General features: G+C 70.8%; 16 protein-coding genes. 8 read left to right on the top strand and 8 right to left on the bottom strand.

Features of this window, described 5'->3' with window-relative positions; all coding sequences use genetic code 11:
* Window positions 1-33 precede the first annotated feature (33 nt).
* Complete coding sequence (locus WA675_RS06360; protein WP_336082701.1) at window positions 34-801, bottom strand: helix-turn-helix domain-containing protein; 768 nt, start codon at window positions 799-801, stop codon at window positions 34-36.
* A 119-nt stretch (window positions 802-920) separates the two neighbouring features.
* Here WA675_RS06360 and WA675_RS06355 point away from each other — a divergent pair, with 119 nt between their 5' ends.
* The 6 genes from WA675_RS06355 to WA675_RS06330 all read left to right on the top strand — a co-directional run bounded on the left by WA675_RS06355 (window position 921) and on the right by WA675_RS06330 (window position 6,623).
* Window positions 921-1,826 (top strand): alpha/beta fold hydrolase, encoded by a 906-nt coding sequence (locus tag WA675_RS06355; RefSeq protein ID WP_336082699.1) that lies wholly within the window; start codon window positions 921-923, stop codon window positions 1,824-1,826.
* Window positions 1,827-1,929: 103 nt separating this feature from the next.
* On the top strand, window positions 1,930-2,865 hold the full coding sequence (locus WA675_RS06350) for a TauD/TfdA dioxygenase family protein (protein ID WP_336082697.1): 936 nt from the start codon (window positions 1,930-1,932) through the stop codon (window positions 2,863-2,865).
* A gap of 140 nt (window positions 2,866-3,005) precedes the next feature.
* Window positions 3,006-3,650, top strand: a complete 645-nt coding sequence (locus WA675_RS06345; RefSeq protein ID WP_336082696.1) for an ABC transporter permease — start codon at window positions 3,006-3,008, stop codon at window positions 3,648-3,650.
* Entirely contained in the window at window positions 3,647-4,921 is a 1,275-nt protein-coding gene (locus WA675_RS06340; RefSeq protein WP_336082695.1) for an ATP-binding cassette domain-containing protein, read from the top strand. The genes WA675_RS06345 and WA675_RS06340 overlap by 4 nt, the downstream gene beginning before the upstream one ends.
* Window positions 4,918-5,655, top strand: a complete 738-nt coding sequence (locus WA675_RS06335) for an ABC transporter permease (protein WP_336082694.1) — start codon at window positions 4,918-4,920, stop codon at window positions 5,653-5,655. The genes WA675_RS06340 and WA675_RS06335 overlap by 4 nt, the downstream gene beginning before the upstream one ends.
* Window positions 5,652-6,623, top strand: coding sequence for a glycine betaine ABC transporter substrate-binding protein (locus WA675_RS06330; RefSeq protein WP_336082693.1), 972 nt, complete (start codon window positions 5,652-5,654; stop codon window positions 6,621-6,623). The genes WA675_RS06335 and WA675_RS06330 overlap by 4 nt, the downstream gene beginning before the upstream one ends.
* 4 nt (window positions 6,624-6,627) lie before the next feature.
* Here the strand turns inward: WA675_RS06330 and WA675_RS06325 are convergent, their stop codons facing one another.
* Entirely contained in the window at window positions 6,628-8,271 is a 1,644-nt protein-coding gene (locus WA675_RS06325; RefSeq protein ID WP_336082691.1) for an FAD-dependent monooxygenase, read from the bottom strand.
* Window positions 8,272-8,350: 79 nt separating this feature from the next.
* On the bottom strand, window positions 8,351-9,499 hold the full coding sequence (locus WA675_RS06320; RefSeq protein ID WP_336082689.1) for an AI-2E family transporter: 1,149 nt from the start codon (window positions 9,497-9,499) through the stop codon (window positions 8,351-8,353).
* 79 nt (window positions 9,500-9,578) lie between these two features.
* Here WA675_RS06320 and WA675_RS06315 point away from each other — a divergent pair, with 79 nt between their 5' ends.
* The gene (locus WA675_RS06315; RefSeq protein ID WP_336082688.1) at window positions 9,579-10,424 is read left to right on the top strand and encodes a class I SAM-dependent methyltransferase; all 846 of its coding nucleotides are present in this window, start codon (window positions 9,579-9,581) and stop codon (window positions 10,422-10,424) included.
* Between the two features lie 182 nt (window positions 10,425-10,606).
* Here the strand turns inward: WA675_RS06315 and WA675_RS06310 are convergent, their stop codons facing one another.
* The 4 genes from WA675_RS06310 to WA675_RS06295 form a co-directional block, all read right to left on the bottom strand.
* Complete coding sequence (locus tag WA675_RS06310; RefSeq protein WP_336082686.1) at window positions 10,607-11,209, bottom strand: class I SAM-dependent methyltransferase; 603 nt, start codon at window positions 11,207-11,209, stop codon at window positions 10,607-10,609.
* A 49-nt stretch (window positions 11,210-11,258) separates the two neighbouring features.
* Window positions 11,259-11,900, bottom strand: a complete 642-nt coding sequence (locus WA675_RS06305; RefSeq protein ID WP_336082850.1) for a response regulator transcription factor — start codon at window positions 11,898-11,900, stop codon at window positions 11,259-11,261.
* 17 nt (window positions 11,901-11,917) lie between these two features.
* The gene (locus WA675_RS06300; RefSeq protein ID WP_336082685.1) at window positions 11,918-13,312 is read right to left on the bottom strand and encodes a sensor histidine kinase; all 1,395 of its coding nucleotides are present in this window, start codon (window positions 13,310-13,312) and stop codon (window positions 11,918-11,920) included.
* An 83-nt stretch (window positions 13,313-13,395) separates the two neighbouring features.
* The gene (locus WA675_RS06295) at window positions 13,396-14,178 is read right to left on the bottom strand and encodes a GTP pyrophosphokinase (protein WP_336082684.1); all 783 of its coding nucleotides are present in this window, start codon (window positions 14,176-14,178) and stop codon (window positions 13,396-13,398) included.
* Window positions 14,179-14,238: 60 nt separating this feature from the next.
* Between WA675_RS06295 and WA675_RS06290 the strand changes: the two genes are divergently transcribed.
* A complete protein-coding gene (locus WA675_RS06290; protein WP_336082683.1) occupies window positions 14,239-14,868 on the top strand; it encodes a LysE family translocator in 630 nt (209 codons plus the stop codon).
* On the opposite strand, the gene fadD11 is transcribed toward WA675_RS06290, so the two are convergent.
* Window positions 14,869-16,674: a fatty acid--CoA ligase FadD11 gene (gene fadD11, locus WA675_RS06285; RefSeq protein WP_336082682.1), complete on the bottom strand. Its 1,806-nt coding sequence runs from the start codon at window positions 16,672-16,674 to the stop codon at window positions 14,869-14,871.
* Between the last annotated feature and the right edge of the window lies 1 nt (window position 16,675).

The raw sequence follows: 16,675 nt of genomic DNA, 5'->3' as shown, positions 1-16,675 counted from the left end.
GCCGTGGATGCACTGCGGCCAGTGTCGGTGGCGTCACGACCTCCCGGACGCGGCGATAGGCGATCTCGATCGACGGATCGGCGCGGGCGCACCACCGGCCCGCGCCGGGTCGAGCACGACGAGCCGGGTGCCCGCCGCGAGCAGACTGCCCGCGGTGAGCCCACACATGGCGTGGAAGGTGTCGCTGAAATGCGATGGGCTGGCGAACCCGGCGTCGGCGGCCGCGGTGGTCAGATCGGCGCCCGCGGCCACCGCCCGGCCGACACCGAGCATGCGCGCCCACAACCGGTAGCGGCGGAACGTCGTGCCCGACTGCGCGTTGAACAGGCGCAGGAATCGTGAGGCCGACAGGTGCGCCGCGCGGGCAAGCTCCGCGGCCGCGTGCGGGTCGGCCGGATCCGCCAGCATCGTCGCCATGGCGGCCGAGATCCGCGGATCGACCGTGGGCGCGGGGGAGCCGCAGGCCAGCTCGACCGCCGCGACGGGGTCGAACAGCGGCTGTGCTGCGAGCGCGATCAGCCGCTCCTCGGCGGCGTGCGCGACGCCGATACCCGCGCCCGCGTGCGCCGTCATCCGCTCCCGGCAGCGCGGTGCCCGGGGCGAGCCGGGATCGAGGTAGCAGAACAGCATCGAGGTGCCGTGCGCGACGACCCGATGCGTCGTCAGCGGCGGAATCAGCGCCGAGCGCACCGTGTGCTCGCGCCCATCGGCGACGAGCGTGAACGGCGCGTCGACACCCACGGCCAGGCAGTGCACCGTGCCGCGGTGCGCGTCCAGCCGCAGCGACGGCCCCCGGTACACGGCATGCCCCGGCCACAACCACACCGTCGCCGGTGCGGGACAGCGTGTTTCTGGAAGTGCCGGACCGTCCACGCTCGCCATGCTTGCACGACCACCAGCGCACCGGAAGGCGGACCGCCATGCACGTCGAGCACACCACCCCCGAGACCCCGGCCGATCCGGCCGCGGCCCTGGGCGATTCCCGCGTCATCGAGACGACGGCCGGGCCGGTCCGGATCTACGAGCGCGGCACCGGCGCACCCCTGGTCTTCGTCCAGGGGCTCCTCGCCGACGCCACCGCCTGGCGCAAGGTCGTTCCGCTGCTGGCCGGGTCCTACCGGTGCGTCACCGCCGACTGGCCCTTCGGCGCCCACCGCCTGCCCATGGCGCCGGACGCGGATCTCACCCCCACCGGCCTGGCCGACATCGTCGCCGAGGTCATCGACCACCTCGACCTGCGCGACACCACCCTGATCGGCAACGACGGCGGCGGCCTGCTCACCCAGCTGGTCGTCACCCGCCGGGCCGAGCGCCTCGGCCGGGTCGTCCTGACCTCCTGCGACGCCTACGAGAACTTCCCGCCACCCCTGTACGACTACCTGTGCCTGCTGGCACGCGTCCCCGCCGTGGCGGCACTGGCCGCCCGCGCCCTGCGCCTGTCCGCCGTCCGCACCGTCTGCGCCCGCTCCCGGCTCGGCTTCGGCGCCCTCACCACCAGCCCACTGGACCCGGCGGTGGCCGACCACTACCTGCACGGCATCGCCCACGACCCCGCCATCCTGCGCGACACCCTCACCTTCCTGCGCGCCGTCGACAATCGCTACACCCTCGACGCGGCCACCCGCTTCCCGGCCGTCACCCTGCCGGTCCTGATCGCCTGGGCAGGCGACGACCAGGTCTTCCCGCTGCGTCACGCGCGACAGCTCGCCGCCGACTTCCCGAACGCGCGCCTCGCGGTGATCCCGGACTCGCGCACCTGGATCGGCGAAGACCAACCGGAGGCGCTGGCCCAGCTCGTCCGCGAGTTCCTCGACCAGGCGGGCTGACCGGCGGGGGTGTTCCGCTCGGCGTGAATCAAAGGGTGTTCGCGGGCGGTGCCGGATGGTTCGCTGGGGACCAGATCGTCCTGGTCCGAGCGAAAGGCCCCGCATGTCCGTCGACGACAGCACTGTTCCCGGCACCGCCGCGCGGGTGGTCCGGCTGGGCGCGCACCTCGGTGCGCGGATCGACGGCGTCCGGCTCGGCGGTGACCTCGACCCGGCCACCGTCGCCACCGTCCGCGCCGCGCTGCACGAGCACAAGGTGATCTTCTTCCGCGGCCAGCACCACCTCACCGAGGACGGCCAATACGAGTTCGCCCAGCTGCTCGGCACCCCGACCACCCCACACCCCACCGTCACCTCCGCGGGCGCCAAGAGCCTGGCCATCGACTCGCACCAGACCCGGTCGAATGTCTGGCACACCGATGTCACCTTCGTCGACCGGGTGCCCAGCGCCTCGATCCTGCGCGCGGTCGCCCTGCCCAGCTACGGCGGATCCACCACCTGGGCCTCCACCGTCGCCGCCTACGCGGCCCTGCCCGCCCCGCTCAAGCTGCTGGCCGAGTCCCTGCGCGCCCGCCACACCAACCGCTACGACTACGCCGCCGACATCGAGGACCACCCCGGCGAGCGCGACCGCGCCTACCGCGACGAATTCGAATCCACCTACTTCGAGACCGAACACCCCGTGGTGGAGGTGCACCCCGAGACCGGGGAGCGCGCCCTGCTGCTCGGCTGCTTCGTCAAGGAGATCGCCGGTCTGTCCGGCACCGAATCCCGGGCGCTGTTCCGCCTGTTCCAGGACCGGATCACCCGCCTCGAGCACACCACCCGCTGGAACTGGGAACTCGGTGACGTCGCCGTCTGGGACAACCGCGCCACCCAGCACTACGCGGTGGACGACTACGACGGCGCCGAGCACCGCAGGCTCACCCGCATCACCCTGGCCGGACCGGTCCCGGTCGGGGTCGACGGCACCCCGAGCACCGTGCTCGCCGGTGACGCGGAATCCTATGTCCGGGCGCCCCTGCCGCGCGCGGCCTAGGAATTGACCGCCACCCCAACACTTCCGGCGCCGTGGGTCCCCGGCCGAACGCACCGCATGGATTACCCTTCGACGACACGTACGTCCGGTGATCACGCGCGATCAGGTCCCCACCGGTCCGGCCCGACGATGGGATTCCCGTGAATTTGTGGAGCTATATCCGGGGGCGGGGGGAGGTGCTGACGTTCCTGACCTACCAGCACGCCTCCCTGGCCTTCCAGACGGTGCTGGTCGGCACGGTGGTCGCCCTGCTTATCGCCGTCGCGGTCTACCGGCTGCCGCTGGCCTCGGCGCTGACCCTCACCTCGAGCCGGGTCGCGCTGACCATCCCGTCGCTGGCACTGCTGGCCCTGCTGCTGGTGCCGTTCGGCCTGGGTGTGGTGCCCTCGTTCATCATGCTGGCGTTCTTCGCCGCGCTGCCGGTGATCGGCAATGCCATCGTCGGCCTGCGCTCGGTGCCCGCCTCGGTGATTGAGTCCGCGCGCGGAATCGGGTTGTCGCGCTGGCGGATCCTGCTCACCGTCGAGTTCCCGATCGCCTGGCCGGTGATCCTCACCGGCATCCGGGTCTCCACCCAGATGATCGTGGGCGTGGCGGCCATCGTGGCCTATGTGCTCGGCCCCGGCCTCGGTTCGCTCATCTTCAACGGACTCTCGCGCCTCGGCGGCGCCAACGCCCTCGAAATGGCGCTGACCGGCACCATTCTCATCGTCGTGATCGCGTTGGTGTTCGACGCGCTCCTCGTCCTGCTCGGACGCCTCACGATCGCCAAAGGACTGTCATGACCGATGTGACCCACCGGCCTGCCCCTTCGGAGCGCAATGTCACCGGGGCCTCGATCACCCTCGACGGTGTCGTCAAACGCTACAAGGGCCAGGACAAGCCTGCGGTGCAGCGCCTGGACCTGGAGATCGACGCCGGGCACATCGTCGCCTTCGTCGGCCCCTCCGGCTGCGGCAAGACCACCACGCTCAAGATGATCAACCGGCTCATCGAGCCCACCGAGGGCCGGATCCTCATCGACGGCCGCGATGTCACCCGCGAGGACCCGGACAAGCTACGCCAGTCCATCGGCTATGTCATCCAGTCCGGCGGCCTGTTCCCGCACTGGTCGGTGGCCAAGAACATCGGCGCGATTCCGCGGGTGCTCGGCTGGGACAAGAAGCGCATCGCCGAACGCACCGAGTACCTGCTGGATCTGGTCGGCCTCGACCCGGCCACCTTCGCCGACCGGCTGCCCAAGGACATGTCCGGCGGCCAGCAGCAGCGCGTGGGCGTGGCTCGCGCGCTGGCCGCCGATCCGCCGGTGCTGCTGATGGACGAACCGTTCGGCGCGGTCGACCCGATCACCCGGGTTCGCCTGCAGGACAGCCTGATCGCCATCCAGCACGAACTCGGCAAGACCATCGTCATCGTCACCCACGATTTCGAGGAGGCCACCAAGCTCGGCGACAAGGTGCTCATCCTGTCCGAGGGCGGGCACGTCGAGCAGTACGCGCGCCCGGACGAGATCCTCACCGACCCGGCCACCCCGTTCGTCGAGGAATTCGTCGGCTCCGGCGCGAAACTGGCCTATCTCACCGTGTCCCGGGTGCGCGATGTCGACTACGACCCGGTCACCACCGCCCGGATCGGCGAATCGGCGCCCGTGGTGATCGAGCGCGCGAAGGCGGCCGGGCACACCTGGGTGGTGGTGGTCGACGCGGCCGGGCGCCCGCGCTCGTGGCCGTCGCTGACCGAGGTAGCCAGCAAACCCGAGGTCTCCGACTATCTGGACCGGCGGCTGCCGGTGGTCGCCCAATCCTCCACGCTCAACGACGCACTCGACGCCATGCTCGCGGCCAGCCAGGGCGCCACCCTGGTCACCGACGGGCGCGGCGCGGTGGTCGGCTCGCTGAGCATCGGGTCGGTGACCGACGTGATCCAGACCAAACTCGCCGAAGGGCACGCCGCCGAGCGCGAACCCTCCTACGAGACCTACGTCGACGGCTCCGACCCGACCCCGACCCCGGTCGTCGCGGCCGAGGACACCCCCGGAACGGCCGAACCGTCATGAACCGGTGGCGCCGCCTGCCGATCGACGTGTGGTTCGAACCGATCATCATCGTGGTGATCGGCCTGGGCTACCTGTTCTGGTATCGCTCGACGAGTTTCACCGCGACCGAACAGGCTTCGCTGGGCTGGGCCAATCTGCAGAACACCATCGTCGAGCACATCCGGCTGACCGTCGTCGCCACCGTGATCGTGGTGGCGGTGGCCATCCCGCTCGGGATCGCGCTGACCCGCCCGGCATTGCGGCGGTTCGAGCCGATCGCGGTGAATATCGCCAATATCGGTCAGGCCGCGCCCGCGGTGGGTCTGCTGGTGCTGTTCACCTTCTGGCTCGGTACCGGATTCCGCACGGCGATCGTGGGTCTGGTGGTCTACGCGGTGCTGCCGATCCTGCAGAACACCATCGTCGGACTGCGGCAGGTGGATCAGCGCACCATCGAGGCCGCGCGCGGCATCGGCTTCTCGGCGGTGCGCACCCTGGTCCAGGTCGAGCTGCCGCTGGCGGTGCCGGTGATCCTCAACGGCGTGCGCACCGCGCTGGTCATCCTGGTCGGCACCGCCACCCTGAGCACCTTCATCGGTGCCACCAGCCTGGGCACATTGATCACCACCGGCGTCACCCTGTTCCTGCCCAAACTGCTCATCTCCGGCGCCGTCCTGGTGGGCCTGCTGGCGCTGATCATCGACTGGCTCGGCCGCCTCGTGGAGCTGGCCGCGACCCCGCGAGGTGTCTCATGAGGCGGGTACGGTTCGGCACCGCGCTGATCGCCACGCTGGCGCTGCTCACCGGCTGCGGGCTGGTGAGCTCCTCGGGCACCTTCCACGACGCGCGCCTGCCCGGCGGCGCGCGGCCGCTGGAGGGCGCGTCGCTGGTCGTCACCTCCAAGAGCTTCACCGAGGGCGTGCTGCTGGGCAAGATCACCGCGACCTACCTGGCCGCGGCGGGCGCCTCGGTCACCGACCTGACCGGCGCGCCGGGCTCGGCGTCCTCGCGGCAGGCCCAGCTCAACGGCGACGCCGACGTGCTCTGGGAGTACACCGGCACCGGCTGGGTCAACTACCACAACGAGACCGAGACCATCGCCGACCCGCGGGAACTGTGGCAGCGCGTGCACGATATCGAAAAGGCCGACTACGACCTGGAATGGCTGCCCCCGGCCAACTTCAACGACACCTACGCCTTCGCCGCCGCCACCCCGACCGCCGAACGGCTCGGCGTGCGCACGCTGACCGAGGCGGCCGCCCTGCCGGTCGCCGAGCGCACCTTCTGCGTCGACGACGAATTCTTCAGCCGCTCCGACGGTTTCCTCCCCATGCTGGAGAAGTACGGCATCCCGTACAACACCCCCGACGGTGTGCCCACCGCGAACGTCACCCGGATGGACGCCGGGGTCGTCTACACCGCCACCGCCAACAGCGAACCGTGCAATTTCGGCATGGTGTACACCACCGACGGCCGGGTGAAGAACCTGGATCTCACCGTGCTCGAGGACGACCGGAAGTTCTTCCTGCCCTACAGCGGCACGGCCGTGGTGCGCGGTGTGGTCATCGACGAGCACCCCGAACTGCGCGAGCTGCTCGGCACCATCTCCGAACGCCTCACCGACGACCTGATGCAGGAACTCAACGGCCGCGTCGACATCGACGGCGAGGACCCCGCCGATGTCGCCTACGACTGGCTGCGCGGCGAGAACCTGATCGAGTAGCCGCTCACGCCGTGCCCAGCACGCTCTCGGGGACCGGCGCGAAGATCGCGCCGAAGTATCCGGTGAGCCCGGCCGTCGACGGGGGACAGGCGGTGTAGCCGAGATACCCGTCGGGGCGCACGACGAAGACGGCGCCGGGACGGGCCTGATACTGCCGGGCGAACTCGCCGTCGGTGTCGGAGACGATCGGCAGGGCGGTCGGTCCGACAGTGGTGCCCGGCGCGGCCACGAGATAGGTGTCCATCCGGCCCTCGGTGAGAGTGCGGATCAGCTCGACGTGGCGTTCGATCGTATCGAGTTCGGTTCCCTCGCAGGCACCTTCGACATACCAGAGCACGGTGTGGTCGGGTCCGGCCAGCAGGGGGAGCAGGCGCAGGGGCGCGGTCACCGCGTCGCGGGTCAGCCCGGTCGCGTCCGGGGCGAGGGCGCCCGGCGCGGGTGCTGGAGCGTCCGTGGCGGGCACGATCGGGCTGTCGCGGTAGTCGATGAGCAGCTGGGCCTCGCGCAGCAGCACGTACTCCGGATCGGTCTCCCCGGCGCCGATACCCTCGCGGGCATCGCGCACCGTGCGCCCGACCACGTCCTCGCCGACCGGCCTGCGCTCGGCGTCGTAACTGGCCAGCAGAGTGGGGCTCGCGGCCTCCGCGACGGCCAGCGCGAGTTTCCACGCGAGATTGTGGGCGTCCTGGATGCCGGTGTTCATGCCCTGCGCCCCGGTCGGCGGATGGATGTGGGCGGCGTCGCCCGCCACGAACACCCGGCCGCGCGCATAGGTGTCGACAATGCGATGGCTGATCCGGAACACCGACGACCAGCGCAGGTGCGAGGCGGTCGCCGGTTCGGGTGCCAGCCGGTCGATAACCGCTTGGATGGCGGCCAGATCGGGCGCGGGGCCGGTGCCGAAGCCGTGTTCCACCCGGTCACCCCCGGTCGCCACCGAGGTCTCGAGTTCCGGCGGCACCCGCATCGACACGCGGTAGCGGTGCCTGCCGGGGAGCGGGACGCAGACCAGCACGTCGTCGGTGGCGCCGTCGGTGTGGTGCATGGCCCGCACCGCGTATCCGCGCGGCTGCGACCAGTCCAGTTCGATATCGCCGAGCATGTACTGCTCCTCGAACGCCGCGCCCTCGAAGCTCAGGCCGAGCGTCTTGCGGACGGTGCTGTGCGCGCCGTCGCATCCCACCAGATATCGCGTCCGGATCGTGTGCTGCCCGTCGGGGCCCGCGAGGACGGCGTGCACGCTGTCCTCGTCCTGGGTGAAGCCGACGAGGGCGATCCCGCGCTCGACCCGCGTGTCCCGCGCGGCCAGATGCTCCCAGAGAATGCGCTCGGTCTCGTACTGGGGGAGCCCGACGAAACCGAACGGCACCTCGGGCGGCAGGCGCAGTTCGATGCGCTCCGCTGCCACCCCGTTGACGTAGACGAGCTGACCCCGCAGCTGGATCGAGGCGTCGAGGATCTCGCGCAGCACCCCCATGGCCTCGAACAGTTCCAGCGTCCTGGGCTGGATTCCGACCGCCTTGGCATAGCGCGGGGGACTGACCAGGGCGTCGACGATCCGGCACCGCACACCCCGCCGAACCAGCTCCGCGGCCGCCGCCGATCCCACCGGCCCGGCCCCGACGATCAGCACATCGGTATCGAACATGCGACATCACCTCACGATGGAAGCCCCCGTCTCATGCTGTCCGCCGATCGTACGCCCACGCGCACGAGCCTGGACACCGTCACTTCGCCGAGGGCGGCTTCGGGGTGCGGGTGCGCCGGGCGGTGGTCTGGTCGATGCGCGGATCCTCGGTCACCGCATAGTGTTTGACGTACTCCGAGACGAACGCCTGCACCGTGGCGGTGGCCGGAATCGCCAGCAGCGCGCCGACCGCGCCGAGCAGTGCCCCGCCCGCCAGCACCGCCAGCAGCGCGATCGCGGCGTTCACATCGACGGTGCGCGCGGTGATGCGCGGCTGCAGCAGATAGTCCTGGACCCACTGGTACACCACCGCGAACACGATCACCCACAGCGCGTCGAGCGGATCCACCGTCAAGGCGACGAATACCGGCAGGATCGCCGCGATATAGGTGCCGAACGTCGGGATGAAGGCCGACACCACCCCGAACCACACGCCCAGAGCGATGGGATTGGGCAGGTGCAGGATCGCCAGGAATATGCCGTGCGCGATCGAGGAGACGATGGCCAGCAGCACCCGCGAATACAGGTAGCCGCCGGTCTTGTCGATGGCCAGGTCCCAGGCGTGCAGGAAAGTCTGTTGCCGGGTGGGCGGCAGCAGCGAACAGACGGTGCGCCGCACGCGGGGCCCGCCCGCGGTGAGATAGATGCTGAACAGCGCGATGGTCAGCAGCTGGGCCAGCCCGCCCAGCACCGTCGTCGAGACACCCCACGCGTTGTCGGCGGCGGTACGCGCGTACCCCTCGATGAGATCGGATTCGCGCAGCAGCCGCTGACTCAGGTCGTGCAGGGTGAACTGCTGGTCGAAGGTGCGATTGACCCAGCGCAGGCCGTCGTCGAGCAACCGGGGCGACTCGTGCGCGAGATTCGTCGTGGTCTCCACCAGCAGCGTCACCAGCGCGGCGAGAAACCCCAGCACACAGGCGAAGGTGCCGACGAAGACCAGCCCGGTGGCCAGTCCCCGCGGCACCCCGCGCCGCACCAGCACCGCGACCGCCGGTTCCATCGCCAGCGCGACGAACAACGCCACCACCAGGATGATCAGGATGCCGAGCAGCCGGTGGAAGGCCCAGTCGGCCAGCAGGAACAGCCCGAAGAACACCAGGCCCAGCGCCATCGCCCGCGGCAGCCACGGCGGCATCCTGGGCGAGGGGCGCGCCGGAGGTGGGGTATCCGGGGAATCGGTGTCCACGGGTCCCAGTGTCACCCCGCGCGGGCCCGCGACCCGGCATCGACGCGGCCCCGGCGCCCGGCTGGGTAGATTCACGGGCATGGAACTCGCCGGACCCAGCCGCACCGCACTGGCCACGGCCTACGCCCGGGCCTACCACCAGGTCGCGAACGAACCGCGCGTCTTCACCGATCTGCTCGCCGGGCGTATCCTCGGCGTCACCGACGCCGAACTGACCGCCCTACATACCGCGGGCCCCGACCACCCCGGACACGCGGGCGCCAGTCACCGCCCGCGCCGCCTGTTCATCGCCGCCCGGGCCCGCTTCGCCGAGGACGCCGTCCGCGACGCCGTCGCCACCGGCGTGCGCCAGGCGGTCATCCTCGGCGCGGGCCTGGACACCTTCGCCTGCCGCAACCCCTACCCCGACCTGCGTGTCTTCGAAGTCGACCACCCCGACACCCAGAACTGGAAGCGCGAACGCCTCGCCACCGCGGGCATCACCGCACCGGACACCCTCACCTTCGCCCCCGTCGACTTCGAAACCGAAACCCTGGCAACCGGTTTGGCCGCCGCGGGCTTCGACCGCACGGCCCCGGCGATCTTCGTCTGGCTCGGTGTCGTCGTCTACCTCACCCCCACCGCCATCGACACCACCCTCGCCTACATCGCCGCCCAGGCCACCCCCACCGACCTCGTCTTCGACTACGGCACCCCACCCGCCACCCCCGCCGACCACACCGCCCTACGCGCCCGCGCCGCCCGCGTAGCCGCCCTCGGCGAACCCTGGCTCACCTCTTTCACCCCCGCCGACATCGCCACCAAACTCCGCCACTTCGGCTTCACCCACATCGACGACCACCCCGCCCAAAACCTCATCACCACCTACACCTCCCTCCTCGACGTCACCTTCCCCGGCCCCCACCTCATCCGCGCCCGCCGCTGACCTGACCGCGGCAGGCCACCATCCGGTCTGGCGGGTTCGGCGACGGGCCCGAGCGGTTCCACGCCGTGCTGTTGCGCGAGGCGTCGCAAACCACCGACGATCGGGTGCTGGTCCGGCTGGTCGAGGCGGGGCACGCCGCCGCGCGCCCGGCCCACGGCGGGGTTGTTCCGAGCGGCGCCGGGTCAGTCGGCGCGGGAGAAGACCGCGACGAGGAAGTCCGCGTCGTCGGTGAACGTGCGCAGGTCCCAGGTGGACAGGAGGATGTCGGGATGGAGGCCCGCGATGGTGGCGTCGGTGAGGAATTCGGGGAAGGGGTAGCCGCGGTCGGCGCCGAAGCCGGTGACCACGCGTCCGCCCGGTGCGAGGTGGCGGGCGAAGCCGGACAGGACCGCCGCGCGGGTGGACGGGGCGACGAAGGTGAGGACATTGCCCGCGCACACGATGATGTCGAATCCCGGGCCGGGTAGGTCCATGTCGGCCAGGTCGCCGACCAGCCAGGTGGGTCCTGGATAATCGGTGCGCGCCGCCTCGATCAGCACCGGATCGACATCCACCCCGACCACCTCGTGCCCGGCCTCGTGCAGATAGCCGCCGACCCGGCCCGGACCACATCCGGCATCGAGCACCCGGCTGCCGCGACCGAGCATGGCGTCGATCAGCCGCGCCTCACCGACGATGTCCTCGCCCTGCGCGGCCAGCGCCCGGAACCGCTCCACGTACCAGGTGGAATGGTTCGGGTCGGCGGCGGTGAGTTCCTCCCAGCCGCTCGGTGTGCGCTCGCCCATGCTCGTCTCCTCCGCCGTTCGACACTGTCGTCCCCACCCTAGGTCCGGGTCAGCCGCGCAGCCGCAGCACCGCCAGGACCCGGCGGTGGTGGGTGTCGGAGGGCGGCAGGTCGAGCTTGGTGAAGATATTGCCGATGTGCTTCTCCACCGCGCGTTCGGTGACCGAAAGGGCTTCTGCGATGGCGCTGTTGGTGAGCCCCTGGGCCATCACCTCCAGGACCTCGCGCTCGCGTGGGGTGAGCCGCGCGAGCGAATCCTGTTGCCGGGAGGCGCCCATCAGCTGACTCACCACCTCCGGATCGAGGGCGGTGCCGCCGGTGGCGACGCGCTGGAGGGCGTCGACGAAGTCGCGGACATCGGCGACCCGGTCCTTGAGCAGATAGCCGACACCCCCGGCCCCGGCGGCGAGGAGTTCGGTCGCGTACCGGGTTTCGATCCACTGCGAGAAGACGAGGACTCCGGTGCCCGGGAAGGCGCGGCGCAGCTGGATGGCGGCGAGCAGGCCCTCGTCGGTGAAACTCGGCGGCATCCGCACGTCCACCACCGCGACATCGGGGGCGTGCGTGGCGACCACCTCGTGCAGCGTCGTCGCGTCGCCCACCATGGCCACCACCTCGTGACCGCGTTCGGTGAGCAGCCCGGCCAGCCCGTCGCGCAGGATGGCGCTGTCCTCGGCGATCACCACGCGCAGCGGGCGGTGCGGCGCGGTCACTGCGGGCCCGCCGTCGGCAGCAGCAGGGTGACGACGGTGGGGCCGCCCGCGGGGCTGTGCACGGTCAGCGACCCGTCGACGGCCCTGGCCCGCGCGGCCAGCCCGGCCAGCCCGCTGCCTTCGGAGGTCGCGGTGCCGGGGTCGGGCGCGCCGCCGATCCCGTTGTCGCGCACGGTGATCGCGAGGGTGCGGATGCTGTCGGGCAGCACCGAGACCTCCGCGCGGCTCGCCCCGGCGTGCTTGACCACATTGGTGAGCAGCTCGGCGACGGAGAAGTAGGCGATGGCCTCGATGGCCGGGCTCGGCCGTTTCGGCAGGTGCACGCGCAGCGCGACCGGGACGGCGCAGCGCGCGGTGAGCGTCTCCAGGGCGGGGCCGAGGCCGAGCTCGAGCGCGGGCGGATGGATGCCGCGCACCAGCTCGCGCAGTTCGGTGAGTGCCTCCTTGGACGAGGCGTGCGCGTCGGCGACGAGATCGCGCGCGTCACCCCCGGCGGCCATCCGTTCCTCGGCCCGGCCCAGCGCCATCGCGATGGTGACCAGGCGCGCCTGGGTGCCGTCGTGCAGATCGCGTTCCACCCGGCGCAGCGTGGCCACCGCGTCGTCCACCGCGGCCCGCCTGCTGGCGCGCAGCTCGGCGAGCTGGTGATCACGCGGGGTCGCGGCCAGCAGATGCACGGTGAGCAGCCGGTGCAGCCAGCACACGCTGCGGATCAGCCACGGCAGCGCGAAACAGCCCAGGATGCCGATCGCCGACATGGCCAGCGCCCGCGGCCAGGTGTCGACATAGAACGAGCCGAACTGGACCAGGCTGTGGTGCTCGACGCCGTTCGCGTCGACCTGCACCGGGTGCACCAGCGCCCACGGGATCGGCGAGATCGCCGTGAAGACGACCATGGCGATCACGGTCAGCAGCACGTAGCCGACACCCACTCCGAGCACGGATTGCGCGATCAGGAACAGCACCACCCGCCAGCTCGCCCGGTCGGTGAACGCGCTCTGCAGGAACCCGAAGAACCCCCGCCGCGGCGCGAAGTCCGGCGGCGCGTCGACCGGCGTGTCGAGCAGCGTCCGGCCCAGCACGCGATAGACCCGGCCCCACATCCGGCCACCGAGCAGGACCAGCGCCAGCAGCGGGATGCCGATCAGGAAGATCGAGGCGTAGAGCCCGCCACCGAAGCCGAAGAACAGGTAGCACACGGCCGCGCAGCCGAGCGCGAAGACCACGATCAGGTAGGCGAGCTCTTTCCACGTCCTGGCCTCGATCGGGGCGCGCAGCACCGCGGTGAGCGCGGCACGGGCCCCGCCCTGGGGTTCGGGGGCGGGGATCACAACGGTCGGTTCGCCGGTGGGGTCGAGGACCAGGGTCGGCTCGGCGGGTGTGTCGGTCATGCCATCCATGGTTGTCGGCGCGGGTCGGGTATTCGATCGAGCTGTCCACCGAATCCCCGGTGTGGCCAGCTACACCAGCGGGCTCACCGGCGCAGGTCGCGGCGGCGGCCGGACTGGTCGGCGAGCAGATCCTGATAGAGGATGCTGAGGTCGATCGAGTCGGCGGCGTCCTTGCGGGCGTGCGCGCCGCGGTCGACCTGGCGGTGCAGGGCCTCCATGGTCTCGTCGAGCTGGGTGGCGACCTCGGCGGCCTGGGCCAGATCGCTGCGCAGGTTCGGCGGCACCTCGCCGCGGTACTTGTAGTAGATCTTGTGCTCGAGGCTGGCCCAGAAGTCCATCGCGATGGTGCGGATCTGGATCTCGACCGGGATCTGCTCGGTGCGGTCGGAACGGAACACCGGGATCGACACGATCAGGTGCAGGCTCTGATAGCCGTTGGGCTTGCGATGGGTGATGTAATCGCGTTCCTCGAGCACGGTGATGTCCTGCTGACCGGCCAGCATGTCCTTGATGACGCCGATATCGGAGATGAAGCTGCACACCACCCGCACCCCGGCGATGTCGAGCACGTTCTCCCGGATGGCGGCCAGGTTCATCGCGTAGTTCTTGCGCCGGACCTTCTCCAGCACGCTCTCCGGCGACTTGAGCCGCGAGCCCACGTGCTCGATCGGGTTGTACTCGTGGGTGTTGTTGAAGTCCTCGCGCAGGATATTGATCTTGGTCGTCACCTCGTCGATGGCGAACTTGTAGCCGAGCATGAAATCGACGAACTGCGCGCGGAGTTCCCGGAGGTCGTCGACGGCGACCTGCTCACGGTGGCCGAGCAGGCCGTCGTCGGGCGTGTGGTCCAGTTGCCAGGGCTTCATCGATGTCCATTGTGCCTGGTCCGTGCCAGTGGTCGCCCGACGGCATCCTAAAATGGTGGGATGTTTGCCGCGGTCCTCTCGTTCACCCTCGCCTCGGTCGTGCTGGTGCTGCTGCCGGGACCCGACACCCTGGTCGTGGTGCGCGGCCTCGTCCGGGGTGGGCGCGCGGCGGGAATCCGCACGGCCGCGGGCGTGCTCAGTGGCCTGGCGGTGTGGGTGGTCGCGGCGGTGCTCGGGCTCTCGGCGCTGCTGCGCGCCAGCGAGATCGGTTACGAGGTCCTGAAGATGGTCGGCGCCTGCTACCTGGTGTGGATCGGCGTGCAGTCGCTGCGGGCGCTGCGCCGCCCGGTCAGCGAGGCGGCCGAGGAACTCTCGGCCGCCCCGATGCCGCTGGACCGGGCGGGTAGTTTCGGCGCCGGATTCCTCACCGACATCCTGAATCCGAAGATCGGGGTGCTGTTCGTGAGTTTCCTGCCCGGCTTCGTCCCGGCGGGGTACTCGCCGGTCTGGACGACGCTGGGCTTCGGCGCTCTCTACATCGCGCTTACCGCGCTGTACTGCGCCGCGCTGGTACTGGCCGCGGGCTCGATCTCGGGGTGGATGCGGACCGCGCGAATCCGCCGCCGGATCGACGCCGTCACCGGCATGGTGCTGGTCGGTTTCGGGCTGCGGCTGGCCACCGAGTCCTGATCAGGACTGCCCGAGGCTCACGATCCGCGCGCCGGGGGTCTCGGCGTAGAGTTCGTCGATTTCTGCCGCGTACTTCTCGGCGATCACCCGGCGCTTGAGCTTGAGGGTGAGCGTCACCTCGTCGCCGCCCGCCTCCCAGAAGTCGGGCAGGACGCGGAATCGTTTGACCTGCTCCACCCGCGAGAGCGCGGCATTGCCCGCGCGTACCCCGGCCTCGAGGGCGGCGCGCACGCCCGGGTCGGCGGCCAGGGCGGCGGCGGAGGCGTCGGCCAGCCCGTGCGCGCGGGCGTACGGTTCGGCGGATTCGGCGTCGAGCACGATCAGCGCGGTGTTGTAGGGTCTGCCGTCGCCGAGCACGGCCATGGTGCCGATGAGCGGGGTGGCGGCCTTGATCGCGTTCTCGATATTGGTCGGCGACATGTTCTTGCCCGCCGCGTTGATGATCATCTCCTTCTTGCGGTCGACCACCCGCAGGAACCCGGCGTCGTCGATGCTGACGATGTCGCCGGTGCGCAGCCAGCCCTCGGCGTCGACGGTCTCCGCGGTCTGTTCCGGCCTGCCGCGGTAGCCCTTCATCACCAGCGGCCCGCGCACATGCAGTTCGCCGTCGTCGGCCACCCGGGCCGCCATGCCGGGCAGCAGCCGTCCGACGGTGCCCAGCACCGCGTCGCGCGGATGGCTGACACTGCAGATGCACGCCAGCTCCGACATCCCCCAGATCTCGGCGATCGGGATGCCGAGGCCCGCGAAGAAGCCCAGGGTCCGCGGCGGGATCGGGGCCGCGCCCGACAGCGCCCAGCGCACCCGGTCCAGGCCGAGGGCGGCGCGGAGCTTGCTCAGGACGAGCTCGTCGGCGGTGGCCCACTCGGCGGCCAGCTCGGCGGGCACGGGTTCACCGGCCAGCTGGAGTTCACTGCGGCGCGCCGCCACGGACAGCGCCCACTCGAGGGCCTTGCGGCGGTTCTCGTCGGGTTCGCCCGCGACCTTGAATTCGATGGCGGCCTCGAGCTTCTCCCAGACCCGAGGCACCGCGCCCCACACGGTCGGGCGCAGGTCCACGAGGGCGGCCGCGATCTGCTTGGCGTCGCCCACGCTGGTCACCTGGGTGCCCAGCACCTCCTGCACATAGAGCGCGGTGAGGCGGTCGGCGATATGGGCGGTGGGCATGAAGGAGGTGATGGTGTCACCGAATTCGATGCCGAGCACCCCGGCGATGCCGTGGACCTGGAACAGCAGGGCGGCGTGGGTGGTCTCGACGCCCTTGGGCGCGCCGGTCGTGCCGGAGGTGTAGATCAGGGTGGCCACGTCGTCGGGTTGTACGGCCTGCCAGGCGCCGTCGAAATCGAAGTCCGCGGGGGCGGCGGCGAGCAGGTCGGGCACCGACAGCGTGCCCTCGGGGGCGTCGTCGACGCAGACTATGTGCTCGACCCCCGCGCCCACCGCGGCCACGGCTTTCGCGTACTGCGGTTCGCAGATCACCACGCGCGCACCGGCATCGGTGAGGACGTGCGCGAGCTGGTCGGGGGAGAGGGTGTTGTAGACCGAGAACGAGGTGGCGCCGAGATGCTGGGCGCCGACGTCGAGCGGATAGAACTCCACCCGGTTGCTCATCATGAGCGCGACGGTGTCGCCGCGGCGCACGCCGAGCCCGGCCAGGCCCGCGGCCACCGCGCGTACCTGGGCGGCGTAGTCGGCCCAGGTCAGGGTCCGGGTGTCGCCCGGGGTGCGCAGGGCGACGGCGGCGGGATCGACGGCCGCGGTGTGCTGGAAGGCGGCGGGCAGGGTGCCGAATGGGGGAAGACTCACG

The sequence above is a fragment of the Nocardia sp. SSK8 genome, assembly GCF_037034205.1.
In the GTDB taxonomy this organism is placed as follows: domain Bacteria; phylum Actinomycetota; class Actinomycetes; order Mycobacteriales; family Mycobacteriaceae; genus Nocardia.
This window is presented reverse-complemented; position numbering and strand designations above follow the sequence as displayed.